This is a genomic window from Planctomycetota bacterium (assembly GCA_035574235.1).
Taxonomy (GTDB): Bacteria; Planctomycetota; MHYJ01; order MHYJ01; family JACPRB01; genus DATLZA01.
In genome coordinates, this window is sequence record DATLZA010000178.1 from 1 (window position 1) to 17,456 (window position 17,456).

Genomic DNA, 17,456 nt, shown 5'->3' on the forward strand with positions numbered 1-17,456 from the left:
CCCCGCCCCGCCCGCACCAGGCCCCCCACCAGATAAATCCCCAGCTCCCGCGCCAGCGCCGAAAGAAACGCCTCCGTCTCCCCCCCTTCCCCCTCCGCGATCCCCGCCGCGTTCATGCTGAAGCCCGTCGCGAACATCTCCGGAAGCGCCACGAACGCCCCCCGCGGAAGCCCCGCCGAACGAAGCAGCGCCCCCGCCCGCGCGAAATTCGCCCGCTTGTCTTCCCACGCCGGATCGAACTGACAGGCCGCGACGTGCATCCCTACGCCCCTCCGCAGATCGCCCGAATCCCCTGCGCCAGACGCCCGATCCCCTCCGCCGCCGTGCGGCGATCGAGCGCCCCGTACGCCACCCGGATCGAACACCCCCTCGTCCGCCCGAACGCCGTCCCGGGAATCGCCGCCACCCGGTGCTCCCGGATCAGCCGCTCCACGAGCGCCAGCGGCTCCAGCGACGTCCGCACCCGCACCAGGAAATAAAACGCCCCCGCGGCGGGCGGCGCCTCGACGAGCCCCTTCAACCCCTCGAGCGCCTCCCGCACCACCCGGCGCGTCCGGCCGACCTCCTCCACCCGCTCGCGGCACCACCCCGGCCCCGCCGAGAGCGCCCCCCACGCCGCCCGCTGCGCCGCCACCGTGGGACAGATGAGGTTCGTGTCCTGAATCTTGCGGATCGCCTCCAGGAGATGCTCCGGAATCGCCATGTACCCCACCCGCCAGCCCGCCATCCCGTACGCCTTCGAGAAGGAGTAAAGCGAAATCGTGTGCCCCTCGGCTCCCGGAATCGAACCCGGCGAAAAGGGCCGGACCCCGTCGTACGTGAAGTACTCGTACGCCTCGTCGTGGATGTGATAGATCCCCCGCGCGCGGCACATCTCGTTCACCGCCCGGAGCGTCGCCTCGGGATACACCGCCCCCGTCGGATTGTTCGGCGACACCGTCACCACCGCCCGCGTGCGCGGCCCGATCGCCCGCTCGACGTCGTCCGGACGGAGCTGATCGTTCTCGTCCGTCTCCACGAGCTTCGCCCGCGCCCCCGCCATCCCCACGGCCATCTCGTGGTTGAAGTAGTACGGCGCCGGCAGGATCACCTCGTCGCCCGGATCCGTGACCGCGAGCACCGCCTGGAGGAACCCCATGTTGCCCCCGGCGGTGACCACGACCCGCGCCCCGCGCCCGGCCGGCACGCCGTTCTCCGCGCGGAGCTTCTCCCCCAGCGCCTCGACGAGCGGCGCGATCCCCTCGACCGCCTGGTAGCGGTGGCTTTCGGGATCCTCGACCGCCCGCGCGGCCTCCGCGAGCGCCGCGGGCGGCGGCCCCCAGCCGACCATCCCCTGCCCCAGCGAAACGGTCCCCGGCGTCGCGCGCACGAGATCCCCCACGATCGGAATGATGGGCGCCTGGACCTCCCGCAGCCGGCGCGATTCGCGCATGGCCGGATAGTGTCGGCGCGCGCGGGGAGAGTGTCAAGAACGAGGCTCGACCTCGGCGAACGCGCCCCGCCGCCGCGTGAGGAACGCGAAAAGCGCGGCCGCCGCGCCCCCGAGCGGAGCCGCCACGCCGTAGGGCGCCGCGGAGAAAAGATCCATGACGGCCAGCTGCACCGCCAGGCCGCCCAGAATCCCCAGAGCCCCCAGCGCCGCCGACCAGGGCGCCGGCGGCTTCCGGGGCGCCAGCGCGTCGTGCGCCGCCAGCCCCGCCGGGAAGGCCAGAACCGCCCCCTGCGGCGGCGTGACCCCCGCCGCTTCCACCGCCGCCGCCAGCACGGCCAGGTACGTCGCCGCGCCCGCCGCCCAGGCGGCCGCCCCGCGTCCTCGATCCATCCGATCAGGATGGACGAAGACGCGCCCTCCGCGTGACGCGGATTGCCGCCGCCAGGAAGAAAAGAGCCTCCCACCCGAGCAGCCCGCAGCCGCCGCCCCCTCCCCCTCCTCCGCCCCCGCCGCCGCCCGCGCCCGGGTCGCTCCCCGGAGGCGGCTCCGCGGAAGGCGGCGGAGCGTCCGCCTCCGCCGGCTCCAGGCGATCCTGCGGGATCACCCCCTTGGGGACGGACGGCCCGCTCCAGAGCAGCCGCACCGCCGCCTGGCCCGTGTTGTCGTAGTACTCCAGGCGGATCCGGACAGGGCGCCCGCCCTCCAGGTCGATCGTCCCGCTCCACTCCGTCAGCGGCTGGTCGATCCCCTTGTCGATCACGATCACGTCGTTCACCCAGAGCCGGGCGCCGTCGTTGGAGACCGTGTAGAACGTGTACGTGCCCGTCGCCGGCGGCGTCACGAAGCCCGTCCAGCGCACCCCGAAGCCGTCCTCGTGGATCCCCGGCATCGGAGCGCCCGCGCCCCAGTCGAAATCGACCGTGGGGTCCACGCGCGTCAGGCTCGGGCCCTGAAGATTCCACGTATTGAAGTAGTGACCCAGGAGCCCGCCCGCGCCGGCCGGCGGAGGCGTCGGCGGCGGGGCGGCCGCGTCGTTGTCCCGGATCGCCGCTTCCGCCGTCGCCGGCGTCCCCACGACGTACGCGGGATCCGGCGCGACCGTCAGGACGACCGTCTCGTCTCCCTCGACCGCCGCGTCGTCGACGGGGAGGACCCGGACCGTCGTCGAGGCGGCGCCGGCGGGGATCGTGACGGGGTTCGGGATCGCGGCATAGTCGGCTCCCGCGGCGGCGGTTCCGCTCACGGTCAGGCGCACGGCCAGCGGCGCCGCGGTCGAGCCCGTGCGGCGGACCACGAAGGAACCCGCGTCGGGGCCCTCCTCGGAAGCGGTGCCGTCGTCGGCACTCAGGGTGACGACCGGCAGCCCCGAGCCCTTGACGATCGTGAACGCGTCGTCCACGGCGCCCGTCTCGCGGAGGAATTTCACGTCGAGGCGGTTTCCGTTGAAGTCGAGAACGAGCGACCCGAGGACCGCCTTCCAGGCGTACATGACGGGGTGCCGGCTGATCGTCGAGGTCACCTGGCCGGAGCTGCCGGCCACGACGTAGACGGCGCCCTCGTGCGCGGGGGTGCCGGCGGACTTCCGGTAGGGGCCGTCGCCGTCCTCGCGGCCGTCGCCGCCGTCCTTGATCATCGCGGCGGTCAGCGTGTCCGAGGTGCCGTAGTGGCCGTCGATGAGGAAGGACCGCTGGTAGTTGTGGCTGTGGCCGGCCAGGACGAGGTCCACGCCCGCGTCCTCGAGGATGGGCAGGAAGTTCCGGCGCATGTCGATGAACACGGTCGAGCGGTCGGAGTCGTAGTTGCTTTTGACGTACGGCGGGTGGTGCCAGAAGGCCACGATCCAGTCGGCCACGGCGGCGGCCAGATCGTTCTTGAGCCAGGTCGCCATCGCCCCGGTGGCGGAGCGGTTCGTGTCGTGGGAATCCAGGCAGACGAAATGGATGTTGCCGTAATCGAAGGAGTAGTACGCCTCGGTGCCGGACGGGACGCCGCCGGCCTCGGCGTTCCTGGGGAGGGTGAAGATGTCGTAGTAAGGTCCCGTCTGGGTGGCGGAATCGGCGCTGACGCCGTCGTGGTTGCCGAGGGTGGGCCACAGGACGGACTTCCGAAGGACGGCGGGGTACATGTCGAAGACGGCGCGCTGGTATTCGGCGTCGGTCCCGGAGGAGTAGGCGTTGTCGCCGAGCATGAGCCAGAGGTCGGTGTGGCGGGAGCCGGCGAAGGCGTAATAGGCGTCGCGGACGGCGCGCTGGTTGGAGTTGGCGGTGCCGGGGTCGCCGAGGACCCAGACGCGGGTGGGCTTGGCGGTTCCGGGGCGCGGCGCCGTGATGAAAAAGTGCTCCGCGTCGCCGCCGGCGAGCGTCCCCGCGGGGGTCCCGATCGAGTAGTAGTAGCGGGTGTCGGGCGAGAGTCCCGTGAGGCGGACTTCGTGTTCCGTGCGGGGGGAGGATTCGGAAGCGGAGAGCGTGAGGGAGGAGGGGCCGGCGCCGTACCGGACGACGCCCGTGACGGCGCTCGAGGTGCGCCAGCGGACGGTGACGGCGGTGTCGCTCCCCTGCTGGAGGTAGGGCCCGCGGGTGACGGTTTGAGCCCGGGCGGCGGCGGGCGCGGCGGCCAGGAGGATCGCGGCGGCGAGAACGTGGGAGGTCTTCATGCTGTCCCTCCGGTCTCTTCGGGGATCGAAGAGGCGATGGAGAATGGCGGGATGGCGGCGGACATGTCGGGGGTGTTAGGATGGAAGCGGTGATGAAGAAACGAGGGCCGGCGGCGCTCGGGTTTGCGGCGTCGCTGGGGCTTCTGGCGTATTTCGCGGCCCTTCTGGCGCGGCCGGGGGAGGGCGAGGGGGAGCTTGTCGTCTATTGCGGGGCGGGGCTTCGCGTGCCGGTGGAGGCGGCGGCGCGGGCGTACGAGCGCGAGGGGCTGGGGCGCGTGCGGCTCCAGTACGGCGGGTCGCAGACGCTCCTGGCGGGGATCGAGGCGTCGCGGGTGGGGGATCTGTACGTTCCGGGGGACGATCCTTATGTGCGCCGGGGGCGGGAGAAGGGGCTCGTGGCGGAGATCGTTCCCCTGGCGCGGCTGCGTCCGGCGCTGGTGGTGCGGCGGGGGAATCCGCGGGGGATTCGGGGGCTGGCGGATCTTCTTCGGGAGGACGTGCGGCTGGCGTGGCCGAATCCGGAGGCGGCGGCGGCGGGGCGGAAGGTCGAGGAGGCGCTGGCGCGGGCGGGCCGGGCGGAGGAGCTGCGGCGCCGGGCGGCGGTCTTCAAGCCCACGGTGAACGAGGTGGCCAACGACGTCCGGGTGGGGACGGCGGACGCGGGGTTCGTGTGGGACGCGACGGTGGCGCAGTACAGGGGGGAGCTCGAGGAGGTGGCGGTTCCGGAGTTCGAGGGGGCGGAGGCGACGATTTCGGCGGGGGTGCTTTCGAGCGCGGCGCGGCCGGCGGCGGCGTTGCGGTTCGCGCGGTACCTGGCGGCGCCGGGGAAGGGGCGGGAGGAATTCGCGCGGGCGGGGTTCCGTCCGGAGGAGGGGGACGCGTGGGCCGTGGAGCCGGAGCTTGTGCTTTACGGCGGGGCGATGCTCCGGCCGGCGATCGAGCGGACGCTGGACGCGTTCGAGGCGCGGGAGGGGGTGCGGGTGACGCGGGTGTACAACGGCTGCGGGATTCTCGTGGCGCAGATGAAGGCGGCGGCGCGGCCGGACGTCTATTTCGCCTGCGACGACGACTTCATGAAGATGGTGAAGGATTTGTTTTTCGAGCCGCGGGAGGTGTCGCTCAATCAGCTCGTGATCGCGGTGCCGAAGGGGAATCCGCAGGGGATCCGGTCGCTTCGGGATCTGGGGCGTCCGGGGCTGCGGGTGGGGGTGGGGCACGAGAAGCAGTGCGCGCTGGGGGCGCTGACGAAGGAGACGCTGATCGCGGACCGGGTGTACGGCGAGGTGATGAAGAACGTGGTGGTGCAGGCGCCGGCGGGGGATCTTCTGATCAATCAGCTCAAGGCGGGGTCGCTGGACGCGGTGGTGGCGTACGTTTCGAACGCGGCGGGGTCGGGGGACGTGCTGGAGGCGGTGCCGGTGAACGTGCCGTGCGCGCTGGCGACGCAGCCGGTGGCGGTGGGGCGGGGGACGCGGCACCGGAGGCTGGCGGAGCGGCTGGTGGAGGCGCTGATGTCGCCGGAATCGCGGCGGCGGTTCGAGGAGAACGGGTTTCGCTGGAAGGCGGCGCCTTAGGGGAGGCCGACGTAGAGGTGTCCGTCGTCTCCGAGGCGGACGGGCAGGAGGGGCAGGCGGGCCCAGGGGTTGTAGGGGGCGCAGCCGGTGGTGACGTCGAAGATCCAGGCGTGCCAGGGGCAGGTGAGGAGGGGGCCGTCGCGGGCGGCGGGGTCGAGGGGGCGTCCCTGGTGGGGGCAGAGGGCGCCGGTGCAGGAGTAGGCGCCGGCGGCGTTGTGGAGGAGGAGGGGGATTCCTTCGAGTTCGACGCGGGCGGAGCGGCCGGGGGGGAGTTCGGCGGCCGGGAGGGCGCGCAGCCAGCGGGCGGGCGGGGGGCTCATTTCAGTTGAATTCGGGCCGCGGGGTGCCGTGGGGGCGGCCGCGGCCGCGGTCTTCGGAGAAGTCGTCGTCGATTTTCATGAGCTGGTAGCGGAGGCGGCCTTCTTCGTAGAGGCGGCCGGCGATTTCGACGACGCGGGGGGTGCGGCGGCGGCGGAAGACGGCGCCGAGGGCGGCCAGGAGGGCGTCGTCGGGCCGGCCGGGGGCGGAGAGGGAGATGTGGGGCGGCACGGGGAGGATGCGGCGGGCCTCGGCGTCGCCGGGGTCGTATCCGTGGGCGGCCTCGAAGGTCCGGGCGGCCTCGCGGGCGGTGCGGGCGACGACGAACCAGTCTTCGCAGTGGTCCGGCGTGCGGCACCAGTAGAGGTTCCAGCGGTCCTTTTTCATGGGGGATCGCGCCGGAACTAATTGTACCGCATGGAGGGCCGGCCGGGGGGGGGCGCCGCGGGCTACGAGGCGGCGGCCTCCTCGAAGGCGGCCAGGCGGGCCTGGAGCTTGCCGAGGGCGGCGCGTTCGAGCTGGCGGACGCGTTCGCGGGTGATATGGAGGCGCCGGCCGACTTCGCCGAGGGTCATGGGTTCGCCGTCGTGGAGTCCGAAGCGGTAGCGCAGGATGGCGGCCTCGCGGGCGCCGATGGAGCGCAGGAGGGCGTGGAGCTCTTCGGCCAGGAGGCGGGAGCGGACGGATTCCTCGGGGGAGGCGGAGGGGGCGCGGTCGGGGAGTTCGTGGGCGGCGCCGAGGCCGTCGAGGCTGAGGGCGCGGGAGCAGCGGACGGCGGAGCGGACGTTGCGGGCGAGGCGGCGGCGGGCGGGGTCGTCGGCGAAGGTTTCGTCGGCGGGCTCTTCGGGGTCGGTTCCGGCGCGGCGCTGGAGGGCGTCGTTTTCGGCGTGGCGGAGGCGGGCCACGAGGCCGACCATGTAGGAGGGGACGCGGACGGTGCGGGAGGTGTTGATGAGGGCGCGGCGGATGGCCTGGCGGATCCACCAGGTGGCGTAGGTGGAGAAGCGGCAGTTCTTCCGCGGGTCGAAGCGTTCGACGGCGCGGAGGAGTCCGAGGTTTCCTTCGGCGACGAGGTCGGCGAGGGGGAGGCCGCGGTTGAGGAAGGACTTGGCGATGGAGACGACGAGGCGGAGGTTGGCCTTGATGAAGCGTTCGCGGGCCTGGCGGGCGGCGCGGCGTTCGTTTTCGTCGGGGGAGTCGAGGCGCTTCATGCGCAGGGCGAGTTCGCGCTCTTCCTCGGCGGTCAGGAGCGGGACGTCCTGGATTTCCTGGAAGTACGGGCGGATTTCGGCGTCGCGGGAAAAAGGCGACAGGCGGTCGGACATGGCTTCCCCCTCTCTCTCGAAGGCAACCCTCTCTCCGTGGCGCGGGCCCGGCGCCCGCGCGACCCGCATGAACTATACACGATGATTTATAAAGTGCAAGCACAATTTGCGTTCGGGGGGGGCGCGGAAGTCGGCGAGGGGGGGCGTCCGTGGGGGTCGGGGGTTTTGGGCGGGGCAGCGCTTTGTCTCGGCGGCGGGGGTTGTGCTGGAGGAGCGGCGTTGTGGGGGGCTTATTCCGGCGCGTGTGCGGCGCGGGTTCTCCTGCCTGCCGGCGCTTCTGTCCGCCTCACGATCCTTGGAACCGCGCCCTCAGCATCGGCCTGGGCGCTTGGCTTCAATGGGGCCACGGCTTCGCAGCCGTGGAGATCCGCACGATCAGCGTGCGTACCGCCGAACCGTGGATGGGCTTCAATGGGGCCACGGCTTCGCAGCCGTGGAGATTCGGTGATCTCGACCACGAAGTCGGGGCTCGTCGCGGCGCTTCAATGGGGCCACGGCTTCGCAGCCGTGGAGATCAGTACCGACTCGTGCAGGTGACGGGCGGGGACGCCGTGCTTCAATGGGGCCACGGCTTCGCAGCCGTGGAGATCGTCCAGGCTGGCCATGCCTGAATTGGTGCTGAGAGGCTTCAATGGGGCCACGGCTTCGCAGCCGTGGAGATGCGTTCGGACGCGGGCGCCGATGATGGAAGAAGTGCTGAGCTTCAATGGGGCCACGGCTTCGCAGCCGTGGAGATTACCCGGTACGCAGACGGGTCGATCGAGTGCAGTCTCGCTTCAATGGGGCCACGGCTTCGCAGCCGTGGAGATGACCTACTCCGAGCCAGGCAGGTCCGCCAAAGAAGGCGCTTCAATGGGGCCACGGCTTCGCAGCCGTGGAGATATGGTATTTAAGGATAACCCTGTTTACCCTTGCGTCGCTTCAATGGGGCCACGGCTTCGCAGCCGTGGAGATCCGCCAGATTTCCTACAATCTTGCCAGAATTTGTCATGCTTCAATGGGGCCACGGCTTCGCAGCCGTGGAGATGTGCCGCTTCCTCGATCCGTCGTGCGGTGTCCTCCTGCTTCAATGGGGCCACGGCTTCGCAGCCGTGGAGATGAGGGCCAGGCATGCGAATCCTTTCTGACCCTCGAAGCTTCAATGGGGCCACGGCTTCGCAGCCGTGGAGATCTTGAGAAGCTCGAGAAGCTTCTCGCGCCGGCAGCGGCTTCAATGGGGCCACGGCTTCGCAGCCGTGGAGATCCGTTGCCGTGCGCGGTCCCAGGCTGCTACCGAATTGGCTTCAATGGGGCCACGGCTTCGCAGCCGTGGAGATAGCGCGCACCTAAGCCTGTTTGCAGCATAGGCTCGCGCAGGCGTTCGCGAGAGACGGCTCCGGACGTGGAGCGTCGCGTCGCGCTGCGGCAACAAGCACGCCGCAATGCCTTGAAGTTCATGGACGTCCTTTGTCGAGCACTTTAAGGGAGAGATCCCGGCACCTCGATGCTCGAAAACCGAACCGGCTTTCACCCTCCTCATGCTTCCCGATTGTCAAACAACCCTCAGACCACGATGGCGCCGGTTTCCTCAGGCGGCCGCTGGCATCCCAGTACTTCGAAGCACGTGCCCCCGCGCCCGGTCGGCGGTCCGAGGTCGACGATCAGAACCTGATCCTCGTCCGCTTTGATTATACTCGAGAGCGTTCCCATCAGATTCACCTTCTCCTGCTCGGACAGGTCGCAACGGAAAACGGAGTATTGGAGGGCATCTCCGAATCCCCGCATGGCCTTGAACATCCGCCGCAACCTCTTCGGGTGACGGACGTCGTAGGTGACAAGATACCGATTCCGCACCTCTACCTCGTTTCGAAGGCGACGTACTCCGGAATCTCGCCCGTCAGGACCCGGCCCAGCAGACGCGCTTGTACCTCGAGGACGCGGCGGTAACTTACCTGGTAGCCGAACCGTGGATGCGTCACAAGGTCGTCCATCCGGCGCTCATAGGCCCGAAGCACGGCTTTGCGCCCGTTTTCCGTCAGAGCCCAGGCGTTTCCGCGTCTCAGAAAATCAGAAGATCCGATCTCCTTCCGGTTGATGAGCGTGAGAACCGTCGATTCCGCGATGAGCGGCCGGAACTCTTCCATGAGGTCCAGCGCCAGGGCGGGTCGTCCGTATCGCGGCTGATGATAGAAGCCCATCAGAGGATCGAATCCGACCGTCATCGTCGTCACGGTCAGCTCTTTCGCCAGGACGGAGTAGAGGAAGGAGAGGACCGCGTTCACCGGATCGGTCGGAGGGCGGCGCGACCGGCCGTTGAAATCGAACGTCCGGCACCCCGGGTCGCCCCCTTGCAGAAGCTCTCCGAAGTGAGCGAAGTACGTCCGTGCCGCGGCGCCCTCCAGCCCAAGCAGGGTTTCGAGGTTCGCGGCTTTCTCCGCCGCCTCCGCGAGCCGGGCCAGTTCCGCCAGCGCCGCCGCCGGATCGCCCGCGTGGTTTCTCCGGAGGAGTGTCCGGGAGTTGCGTATTTTCCCGGCCACGAACCGCCGGGCGAGCGCCAGACGGGCTTCCGGATCGGCGGCCCGGGCGTACTGAAGACGCCGCAGCTCGACGTTTTTATGGACGAGGCCCTGGCTCCACCCCTGGAACCAGCCGCCCATGCTGAAGTAGCAGACGGGAATCCCGCGATCGAGGAAGGCGCGCACCGCCTGGGTCGTGATCTGGATGTTGCCGAAGAGGGACACCTGGGAGATGTCCAGAAGCCGAGCGTCCCGCATGAGGGAGCCCCCCTCCCGGATCTCCACCCGTTCGCCCCGGATGCCGACCGAAAGGCCTTGCGTCTGAAGGTAAAGCGGAGCGGCGTCGTCGCGGGCCGGAAAGATGCGGCGCACATCCTCCTCGCCGACGGCGCCCCGAAGGAGCGAGACTTCGTCCGGCAGGCAGATCGGGGCCAGCGAACAGCGGATGCACTTGGGGCTGTTGACGAGGGGCGGCGGGATGGTGCCCTCGCGAGCCATGCGGCGGACCTCCTCCGCGACGGCCAGGCATCGGGTCGTCAGCTCCTCGGTCACCGGAACGGCTACGCGCCGGCGGGATTCGCAGTAGTACACGACGCCCTCGTCGCAGCGGTAGCCGTTTTCGCGAAGGAGGAGCGCCTGCGCGCAGACCTGAACCCGGTCGGCCTCCCACGCTCCTTCCGGCAGATCCGGCGCGCGGCCGCGCTTGTAGTCGACGGGGCTGACGCGGTTGCCTTCTCCTTCGATAAGATCGATTCGGGCGATGATCCCCAGGCGGTCGGACGAAAGGAGAACGGAGCGGGCCGCCACGGGCCGCTCGGGATCGGCCTCCTCCGGGGTGGGCAGTTCCCCACGCTCCTCATCCACCCGGCGATGCTCGAGCTTTCCCTCCACGACGTCCACGTTCTCACGGAATTCGCCCTGGACCCACTCGAGGTACGCCAGACGCGGGCAGTAGACGTACTCGTTCAGAATGCGCGCGGGGACTAGGAGGATGTCCTCGGCGTGCATGCCGTTATCCCCTTGTGCTACTGTCGGGCTAAAACGCCCAGACCGCAATGCCGGCCCGCACCGAGGGAGAGGGGGCCCGAAACCGCTCTTCGAAAGACCAGGCGCACGTGCCAGGCGGGAAGATGCTGGAGATAGCAGGGACGCTTGAAGGCAGATAGAGACTCGGTGATTCCGGAGAACCATGCGGCACGACGTACCTCGACGGAATCAACCGCTTCGGCGTCGATTCCCGCGTGCCGCAGGCATTCGAGCACCAGACGTTCGCGCTTGGCGCGTTTGTTGTCGTCGTAACCGGGGAGAATGACGGGTGTGACGGAAGTCCATACGGTGGCGGCTTCCTCAGAACGGGCCGCGTAGAGGTGAAAGACGTGATCAAAGTCGGGATCATCCGGGCGGACGGGTTCGAGCCGCGCGACCACCGTGCGCGTATGTTCGTCGATCAATTCGGCGCCGGCGAGGCGTTGTTCGATCCAGCGCGCGGATCGGCCGTCGCTTCCGAAGGGTTCGGCGATGAGGGCGCGCCGAATCATGCCGTCGGCATGCGGGTGCCCGATCGAGCGCAAGGGAAGGTAGGAGAATCGCGGGTGATTGTCGTCTTTCCTGCGGCGCTTGGATTCTCCGGGCGGGCCGTGTCCGGCGACGAAACGGAGGGACCATTCCGCCGTACGCCATGCGTCCGGGCTTTCATCGACATCCTCTTGAGCCGCTTTGCACGCGGCGTGCCGCAGCATGGCGGCCACACACGTCGCTCGCCGGCCGGCAAATGCAGCATAGCCGGTATCCTTTTCGGGGGGACGCAGGAGAAACGCTGCGAAGGGACGGACAGGCAGATCACTCGCACGCCGGTACGGAACGGTTGCGAACTGTCGGAGAGGTGGCACCGGTGTGAATACCCCGTTCTGGAGACGGCGAAGGAATGCACCGTGTCGGGCGCTCAGATCGTCGAGGGTTCTGGCTACGGGAGTCCGGAGACCTGGAGCGCCTATTCGGCCCGGGATCCAGCGTTCACCCGCAAGATCCGCCAAACCGTTCGCGTCCATGATGCGGGCGTCCCCGAAGGCGGCGTCAATGCCCCAGCCGAGAGCCACGATGGAACGGGCCATGGCGGCGATGGCTGGTTCATGAAGGCGGGCCTCGCGTTCCCGCACGTCGTCCAGCGGCCAGAGGTAATGGACAGTCTGTCCGCCGAGGAGGTGGGTCGGCCGAAAGGTCTTCTTGACGCGATCTTCGAATGCCGCAAGAGCATTGCCTTTGGCCCATCGGGCGGCTACGAGATCCCCAGAATTGTTGGGAACGTAGTGCGGCACGGCCTTCCCTGGAGCGGCCTCAGGGGCCACGATTGTCGGAGGCGTGACGGAGCAGAGATTCTCCAGCCACTTCAGGGCCGCGACGGGGACATCGCTGGTCAGGGTAATGCCGCCCAGCTGAACAGGGCCGGCCGCGCCAGCCCATCGAGCCGCCGCACCGGCCACCATTGCCTGAAAAAGGCGGAGCGGCGAGGGGGGCCACTCGTTGGGAGCGGTTTCGCCCTTTCCCAGACGTGCATGGCACATGGGCTGCAGGAAGGTTACCGAGATCACTAGGTGACGCGTGGACATAGGGCCCTCTTTCACTCGGCCTTCGGCTTATTGCCCCTTTCGCTTCTTCGCGCCTTTCGACTTCGCCTCCTGCACGTCCTTCTTGGCCAGTTCCTTGCTGAACGTCAGCTGGCGGTTCTTCCCCACCCCGAACTTTTCAGCAGCGGCTCTTGCGAATTCCAGTGCGCCTTCGTGGGATACTTCGAGATTCACCCGCCGGCCGTCGGCGTAGACCGCGACGAACGCATTGTCCATCTTGCGAGCCGGATCGCGCACGAGTATGCAGCCCTGTCGGAGGGAACCGATGAAGGCGCTTGGGTGCGTGAATGCGACCAGAGAAAGACCGAGGATGTAGCGGCGGAGCTTGAGGGAGTCATCTTCCTTGGGCGCCTTCAGAAGGCGGAGAGCGACGAGGTTGAGCGTGGCATCGCGACGGATGCCGCCCCTGGCGATGACGCCCCCGAGTGTTCCTGAAGCGGGATTGTGCACGAAGCCCCGCTGGGCCAACGGGTTTTTCTTGTCGCCCTCGGCTTTGGCCTTTTCGTCTTCGTCGAAAACGTCCAAGGCGGAATAATCTGCAGGAGGGATATACACAGCTCCGCGCGTGAGTTTCCGCACGTTGAAAGCTCGGATGGTCGAGCCCACAAGACGGGGCAGTCTCGCCTGTGTCTCCCGGGAATCCCAGACGCCGAAGATCAGGGAGGTCGGAGCGATCTTTGCGAGCGGATTGTCGTCACCTTTGAGGTGAGATTTGAATGCGGCGTTCAGTTCGCTCGCGAGCTCGGTGCACCGCGTGATGGCGTCGCCGGCTCGGTGTCCGACCTCGAGCAGGTTGATCGTTCGTTCGCCTGCCTGAATCTCGACCTGAGGAACAAGAGAGCGATAGGGGTCCTTGGAGAACTCGGGCTCGATTCGATTCGCTTGGGACCCGACCGAATCTATGAGGCAGACGTTTTCGCCGTCGGGGTGGCCATTGAACGGACCGTCGATGTTATAGCCCCCTGGAAACCCATCCCCCGGAGCGAAGGTGGGAGGAAAAACAACCGCGTCCGGTCCTTCGGCCGGCATCAGATATTCACGAATCACGAGAGCGGCAGGCCCGTCCTCCTTCAGCCACGCGTCGTACTTCGTCCACAAGTCACTCATGAGGTTTCTCCTTCTGAATCTCGGATCGCGGGAAGAAATCCCTTTTGCTTTCGTTGATCGGTGCGAAAGGCGTTTTCGAAACGGTAAGCTTCGCCTCCAACGCCGGGAAGAGCGCCACACGCCGCCGTCGCGGCGACGATGGGGGGAAGCGGCACGGTCCAGGTGCGATAAGCGAACACGCGGGACCCGACGGGCTTGGGTCGGAAGCGCTGAAGACCAATAAGTGCCAGGAACTCCACGGCCGGATAAGCGGCGCTCTCCATCTTAACCCATCGGGCCTTGACCTTTCCCGACCCCTGCGCAGAACCCTCGCGCAGGACGGAAAGCTTGTTCGCGCTGAATCCCTGGTCCAAGGGATGCGCACTGGATGCTCTGGCACTGTCGAAGTAGAAGGGCTCGGCTTTTTCGACAGTGCCTTCGTCTTCCTCGATGTCCTCGTCCTCGTCGTCCTCCTCGTCGGCGGGACGCAGGACACAGGCGTACTCGAAGGGATACGGTTCGGCGAACGCTTTCTCGCATTCGGCGAGGGCGGCCGCCGCAATTCGATATACTTGCATGCTGCCGGCCAAGGTTTTTGGAACGTTGTCGCCATCGGCCTGTTTGCTGGATGGAATCGAAGTCCGGCGGGTTTTCTTCGCCCGAGTTTTCTGAGCGTCTTCTTGGTCTGTCTCCCACCAATTCAAGTGGAGGTCGAAAGGGGAACCGATGAGGATCGGTCCTGACCTCAACAACTTGCCGAGCCCCTTGCGTCTGGACTCCTGGTCCTCGGGAAAAGGCCGTTCCTCCTTCTTCGCCCGGCGTTTCAGGAGCTGGAGTTCATCCAACTCAGCTTTCTCTTCGGGAGTGAGGGCCCCTTGCAGACCCGCCTCGGTAAGCCGGCGGATCAGGATCAAGGGGCTCGCGTCCTGCGGCGTACCGGAAATCTCGAAGCGATCATCGGAGAAATGTCCTTCGGCATTGGGCCAGAGCCGATGCGCCAGCTCCAGCAGGCCGCAGCAGGCGAAGAATTGACCCGGATTGGCGCAATCCACCGGTACGGAGAAGCTATATCCGGACGTATTCATGCCGAAGCCTCCACGGTCGGTCGGGCCGCATCATGTCCCGCGGCGGCAGCCTTTGAAGCGGCGATGTCGGCGCAGCGGAGGAGCGATTCGAGCCACGCGAGGCCCCATCGACCGAATCGCTTCTGGAGCCGGGCGAATCGCCGGAAGGTCTCGATGTTGGCGGAAACGTTTTCCCTCGTTGTCGGGGGATGCCGGCCGTCCCGGCCGGAACCTTGGCGGTCGTACGCTTGCGGCTCAAAATGCGGCCGGGCCCAGCCATGATGCGCAGCGATAAGATGGAGGACAAGGTCCCGCTCAGGGTGCTGCCGGATTTCAGCGTCCGTCCTCGCGTCCAGGAGAGAGCCGAACTCATGCCGATAGCCGCCCAGCGTTCTCGGATGGAGGTACCGCTCGGCCTTGGCCAGGATCTCTCCTCCGTTCCGATTGCCGGCGTACGTCTGCCAGATCGGCCGGTCCTTGCCCTTGTCGTGCCAGCGCGCGGCGAGGACAAGTGCCTCCTGGATCGCCTGGGGAAGATCCAACCGGCCAGCTATCGCCGCCATCTGTTCGGCGGTCGAGCGACTGTGCTCTTCCAGCGTCTGGCGCGCGCTGGCCGTCTCGGGATCCTCGGATGCCGACCGTCGGGGGGACACGAACAAAACGAGGTCGACGCGTTCCCCTGTTTCATTCTGATCTTCGCCGGAGGACAGGGGAATTCGAAGCTTTTCGCGCAACTCTTCCGGAGGACCCTCAAGCTCCGTCTCCGGATCAAGGGATTCATAACGGATGTCTTCATGGGAGCTTCTGCATACCCATCGCTGGCGCTTTTCTGGGGATTTAGGCTTTTCGGCAACGTCGGCGGCGGCTCCCTCACTGGCGGAATCCAGCATTCCGCTCGCATTAAGGCCGCCCAGCCGGGGTGGGAGAACCAGGGTGCGAAACGCCAACTCCGTCCCGGACAGGTTCGAAAGACGCTTCCATTTCGCTTTCCCTCGTTCATCGAGCACGATGAGGGGGAAGTCGGCGTCCCTGTCCGCCTGACGATGTCTCTTCAGAAGTTTTTCGAGCTCACGGCTCACGCGTTCGGTCCGGTCCCGCAAACGCTCTTGAGCCTCGATGGGGCAGGCACGGAACCACGCCGCCAGGTCATCTTCGTGAACTTTCGCTTCCGCGAGGCGATCCACCTCCCAGCGCCAGGCGATAAAGGTTTCCGCCGGGTCCTGCGGTGTGAGGCCATGTAGAAAGGGCGCTACTTCCGGCACTCCGGGAAGGTCGTGGACGCTCGTGAGCGACCAGCCGTCGAGCAGGATGTCCGTCAGGGGAAGTGTCTCGGCCTTAGGAGAGAAGGCGGCCACCCGCTCCGTTTCACTCAAGTTGTGGATGAGCCGCCGAAGCGCTTCAGGGCTGGCATCGATGGCTTCGCCCTGCTGCTGGATCTCCTTCCTGAGAATGTTGTGCGTTGCCAAGACGGCCTTTTCAAATTCGGATAGCTTTTCTTCCTTTTCGGGAACCGCGAAGACGACGTCTACCTGAGACTGTCGATCCTTACCCCCGCGCCGATTGACGCGCCCCAAGCGCTGAATCAGGCCGTCCAACGTCGTCAGATCGCACACCATGTGATCCGCATCCAGGTCGATGCCGACCTCGCCCGCGGAGGTACAGATGAGGTAGACGCTGGTTGCCGGGCGAACGCCCTCCATGAAGTGCTGGAGCACCTGGGCCGCCGCGCTTGCCGGCGGCCGTTGCAGCAACTGATCTCGTTCGTGCCCGCGGATCGTGCCGGTCAACACGCCGATCCGTTCGGAGCCTCCGGCTCCCAGCGCCTTCTCGAGGTCCCGCGCAATCTGGCGAACACTATCGGGGGAGCGGACAAAGATAAGAATTCTCGTGCGCGTATCTTTATGTCTGCTCGCAAGCCTGGTGATCTCTGACTCGAGCATCTCCGGCGAAGCCGCGTGTAAATGCAACAGCTTCGAGGCGTGCAGACGATCTTGAACGATGGGATCCTTAAGGTCTTCAGCCTCCAGCGTGAACATCCCCGCGGGCGATCTCCGGGATGTGGCCGACAGTTCCAGGATCCGGATCGGGCGCATCACGCCGCGTTCTCCCGCGTTATTTTTCATTTCCCGTAGCTGCTCGGCCGCAAGACTATGGAGAAGATTTCCGAATGCCGGGGTCAGGTGCGCTTCGTCATGCACGATCAGTGCGTCTTGTCCGATGAGGCCGGCATGATGAGCCCGCAAGTAGCGTCCGTCTCCGTATCCACTGAAAAGAAGTTTGCTGCCCACCATGTCGATCGTTCCCACGATGATCGCGGGACGTGCGGGATCGGCTTTCCATTCCTGATTGTCGGCGAGTTCGCCGCGAAGCGTGCTCACCCCAATGACGTTCTCGCTGGATCCGGTTGCGAACAGCTCCAGTCTCTCCTTGACCCAGGCGAGCGGCGAGGCTTGAGGTTGCCGCAGCCTGCGGCGTATCGTTTCAACGATTTCTGTGGCCTGATCGACCACCGTGCGGCGATCGACGATGTACACCAGACGTCGCGGCAGCAACGGCTTGCACGAGGCACGGTCCTGGAAGACCAGGGCGAGAAGCCAGATGGGAATTACCGAGGTCTTGCCGAGACCCGTCGGAAGGTCGCACGAAGGTGGAACGTCGCCGGTTAGCAGCCGGTTAAAGAATCTCACTTGCCAGCGCAACGGCCGATAGCCGGTCAGAGCTTCAAAGCACGACGGAAAGTCTGGAACGTAGCTCATGGACTCTCCCTTCGTAGCCGACCAAATATTATCGCCAGCGCAAACTTGAGCGACTCCTGCGTCGTCCAGTTGTGAACCCCCTCCTTCACCCCCCCTCAGGGGCCGTTCAGCTCCACGATCCGGCGGCCC

Annotated in this window: 14 protein-coding genes and 1 CRISPR repeat array; of the genes, 1 reads left to right on the top strand and 13 read right to left on the bottom strand. The window is 67.1% G+C overall.

The features are described 5' to 3' along the window. From VNO22_16730 to VNO22_16745, 4 genes are all read right to left on the bottom strand, one after another. A partial coding sequence (locus VNO22_16730; GenBank protein HXG63019.1) for a nitrilase-related carbon-nitrogen hydrolase occupies positions 1-260 on the bottom strand: 260 nt, incomplete at its 3' end. 2 nt (positions 261-262) lie between these two features. Then, positions 263-1,432: a pyridoxal phosphate-dependent aminotransferase gene (locus VNO22_16735; protein ID HXG63020.1), complete on the bottom strand. Its 1,170-nt coding sequence runs from the start codon at positions 1,430-1,432 to the stop codon at positions 263-265. 33 nt (positions 1,433-1,465) lie between these two features. Further along, positions 1,466-1,822, bottom strand: coding sequence for a hypothetical protein (locus VNO22_16740; protein HXG63021.1), 357 nt, complete (start codon positions 1,820-1,822; stop codon positions 1,466-1,468). Between the two features lie 4 nt (positions 1,823-1,826). Beyond that, complete coding sequence (locus VNO22_16745) at positions 1,827-4,085, bottom strand: PA14 domain-containing protein (protein ID HXG63022.1); 2,259 nt, start codon at positions 4,083-4,085, stop codon at positions 1,827-1,829. Between the two features lie 92 nt (positions 4,086-4,177). On the opposite strand from VNO22_16745, the gene VNO22_16750 reads away from it, so the two are divergent. Continuing rightward, positions 4,178-5,659, top strand: a complete 1,482-nt coding sequence (locus VNO22_16750; protein ID HXG63023.1) for a substrate-binding domain-containing protein — start codon at positions 4,178-4,180, stop codon at positions 5,657-5,659. On the opposite strand, the gene VNO22_16755 is transcribed toward VNO22_16750, so the two are convergent. The 9 genes from VNO22_16755 to cas3u form a co-directional block, all read right to left on the bottom strand. Further along, a complete protein-coding gene (locus VNO22_16755; GenBank protein ID HXG63024.1) occupies positions 5,656-5,979 on the bottom strand; it encodes a Rieske (2Fe-2S) protein in 324 nt (107 codons plus the stop codon). The genes VNO22_16750 and VNO22_16755 overlap by 4 nt on opposite strands. A gap of 1 nt (position 5,980) precedes the next feature. Further along, positions 5,981-6,364 (bottom strand): hypothetical protein, encoded by a 384-nt coding sequence (locus tag VNO22_16760; protein HXG63025.1) that lies wholly within the window; start codon positions 6,362-6,364, stop codon positions 5,981-5,983. Positions 6,365-6,426: 62 nt separating this feature from the next. After that, on the bottom strand, positions 6,427-7,302 hold the full coding sequence (locus VNO22_16765) for a sigma-70 family RNA polymerase sigma factor (protein HXG63026.1): 876 nt from the start codon (positions 7,300-7,302) through the stop codon (positions 6,427-6,429). 331 nt (positions 7,303-7,633) lie between these two features. Then, a CRISPR array of direct repeats spans positions 7,634-8,618; the repeat unit is 36 nt; unit sequence GCTTCAATGGGGCCACGGCTTCGCAGCCGTGGAGAT. Between the two features lie 226 nt (positions 8,619-8,844). Then, entirely contained in the window at positions 8,845-9,135 is a 291-nt protein-coding gene (cas2, locus tag VNO22_16770; GenBank protein HXG63027.1) for a CRISPR-associated endonuclease Cas2, read from the bottom strand. Between the two features lie 2 nt (positions 9,136-9,137). Beyond that, the gene (gene cas1, locus VNO22_16775; protein ID HXG63028.1) at positions 9,138-10,805 is read right to left on the bottom strand and encodes a CRISPR-associated endonuclease Cas1; all 1,668 of its coding nucleotides are present in this window, start codon (positions 10,803-10,805) and stop codon (positions 9,138-9,140) included. Positions 10,806-10,822: 17 nt separating this feature from the next. Continuing rightward, positions 10,823-12,403 carry a type I-U CRISPR-associated protein Csb2 gene (gene csb2 / locus VNO22_16780; GenBank protein HXG63029.1) on the bottom strand — a complete coding sequence of 527 codons (1,581 nt, stop codon included), beginning with the start codon at positions 12,401-12,403 and terminating at the stop codon, positions 10,823-10,825. A gap of 27 nt (positions 12,404-12,430) precedes the next feature. Continuing rightward, positions 12,431-13,528 carry a type I-U CRISPR-associated RAMP protein Csb1/Cas7u gene (gene cas7u / locus VNO22_16785; protein HXG63030.1) on the bottom strand — a complete coding sequence of 366 codons (1,098 nt, stop codon included), beginning with the start codon at positions 13,526-13,528 and terminating at the stop codon, positions 12,431-12,433. After that, positions 13,525-14,592 (bottom strand): hypothetical protein, encoded by a 1,068-nt coding sequence (locus VNO22_16790; protein HXG63031.1) that lies wholly within the window; start codon positions 14,590-14,592, stop codon positions 13,525-13,527. Before VNO22_16790 ends, cas7u begins: the two co-directional genes overlap by 4 nt. Then, the gene (gene cas3u, locus VNO22_16795; GenBank protein HXG63032.1) at positions 14,589-17,327 is read right to left on the bottom strand and encodes a type I-U CRISPR-associated helicase/endonuclease Cas3; all 2,739 of its coding nucleotides are present in this window, start codon (positions 17,325-17,327) and stop codon (positions 14,589-14,591) included. The genes VNO22_16790 and cas3u overlap by 4 nt, the downstream gene beginning before the upstream one ends. Positions 17,328-17,456: the final 129 nt, after the last annotated feature.

Excerpts from the sequence above, each read along its gene's own strand:
- VNO22_16735 (HXG63020.1), bottom strand. The coding sequence starts at position 1,432 with ATGCGCGAATCGCGCCGGCTGCGGGAGGTCCAGGCGCCCATCATTCCG.
- VNO22_16740 (HXG63021.1), bottom strand. The coding sequence starts at position 1,822 with ATGGATCGAGGACGCGGGGCGGCCGCCTGGGCGGCGGGCGCGGCGACG.
- VNO22_16745 (HXG63022.1), bottom strand. The coding sequence starts at position 4,085 with ATGAAGACCTCCCACGTTCTCGCCGCCGCGATCCTCCTGGCCGCCGCG.
- VNO22_16750 (HXG63023.1), top strand. The coding sequence starts at position 4,178 with ATGAAGAAACGAGGGCCGGCGGCGCTCGGGTTTGCGGCGTCGCTGGGG.
- VNO22_16755 (HXG63024.1), bottom strand. The coding sequence starts at position 5,979 with ATGAGCCCCCCGCCCGCCCGCTGGCTGCGCGCCCTCCCGGCCGCCGAA.
- VNO22_16760 (HXG63025.1), bottom strand. The coding sequence starts at position 6,364 with ATGAAAAAGGACCGCTGGAACCTCTACTGGTGCCGCACGCCGGACCAC.
- VNO22_16765 (HXG63026.1), bottom strand. The coding sequence starts at position 7,302 with ATGTCCGACCGCCTGTCGCCTTTTTCCCGCGACGCCGAAATCCGCCCG.
- cas1 (HXG63028.1), bottom strand. The coding sequence starts at position 10,805 with ATGCACGCCGAGGACATCCTCCTAGTCCCCGCGCGCATTCTGAACGAG.
- csb2 (HXG63029.1), bottom strand. The coding sequence starts at position 12,403 with ATGTCCACGCGTCACCTAGTGATCTCGGTAACCTTCCTGCAGCCCATG.
- cas7u (HXG63030.1), bottom strand. The coding sequence starts at position 13,528 with ATGAGTGACTTGTGGACGAAGTACGACGCGTGGCTGAAGGAGGACGGG.
- VNO22_16790 (HXG63031.1), bottom strand. The coding sequence starts at position 14,592 with ATGAATACGTCCGGATATAGCTTCTCCGTACCGGTGGATTGCGCCAAT.
- cas3u (HXG63032.1), bottom strand. The coding sequence starts at position 17,327 with ATGAGCTACGTTCCAGACTTTCCGTCGTGCTTTGAAGCTCTGACCGGC.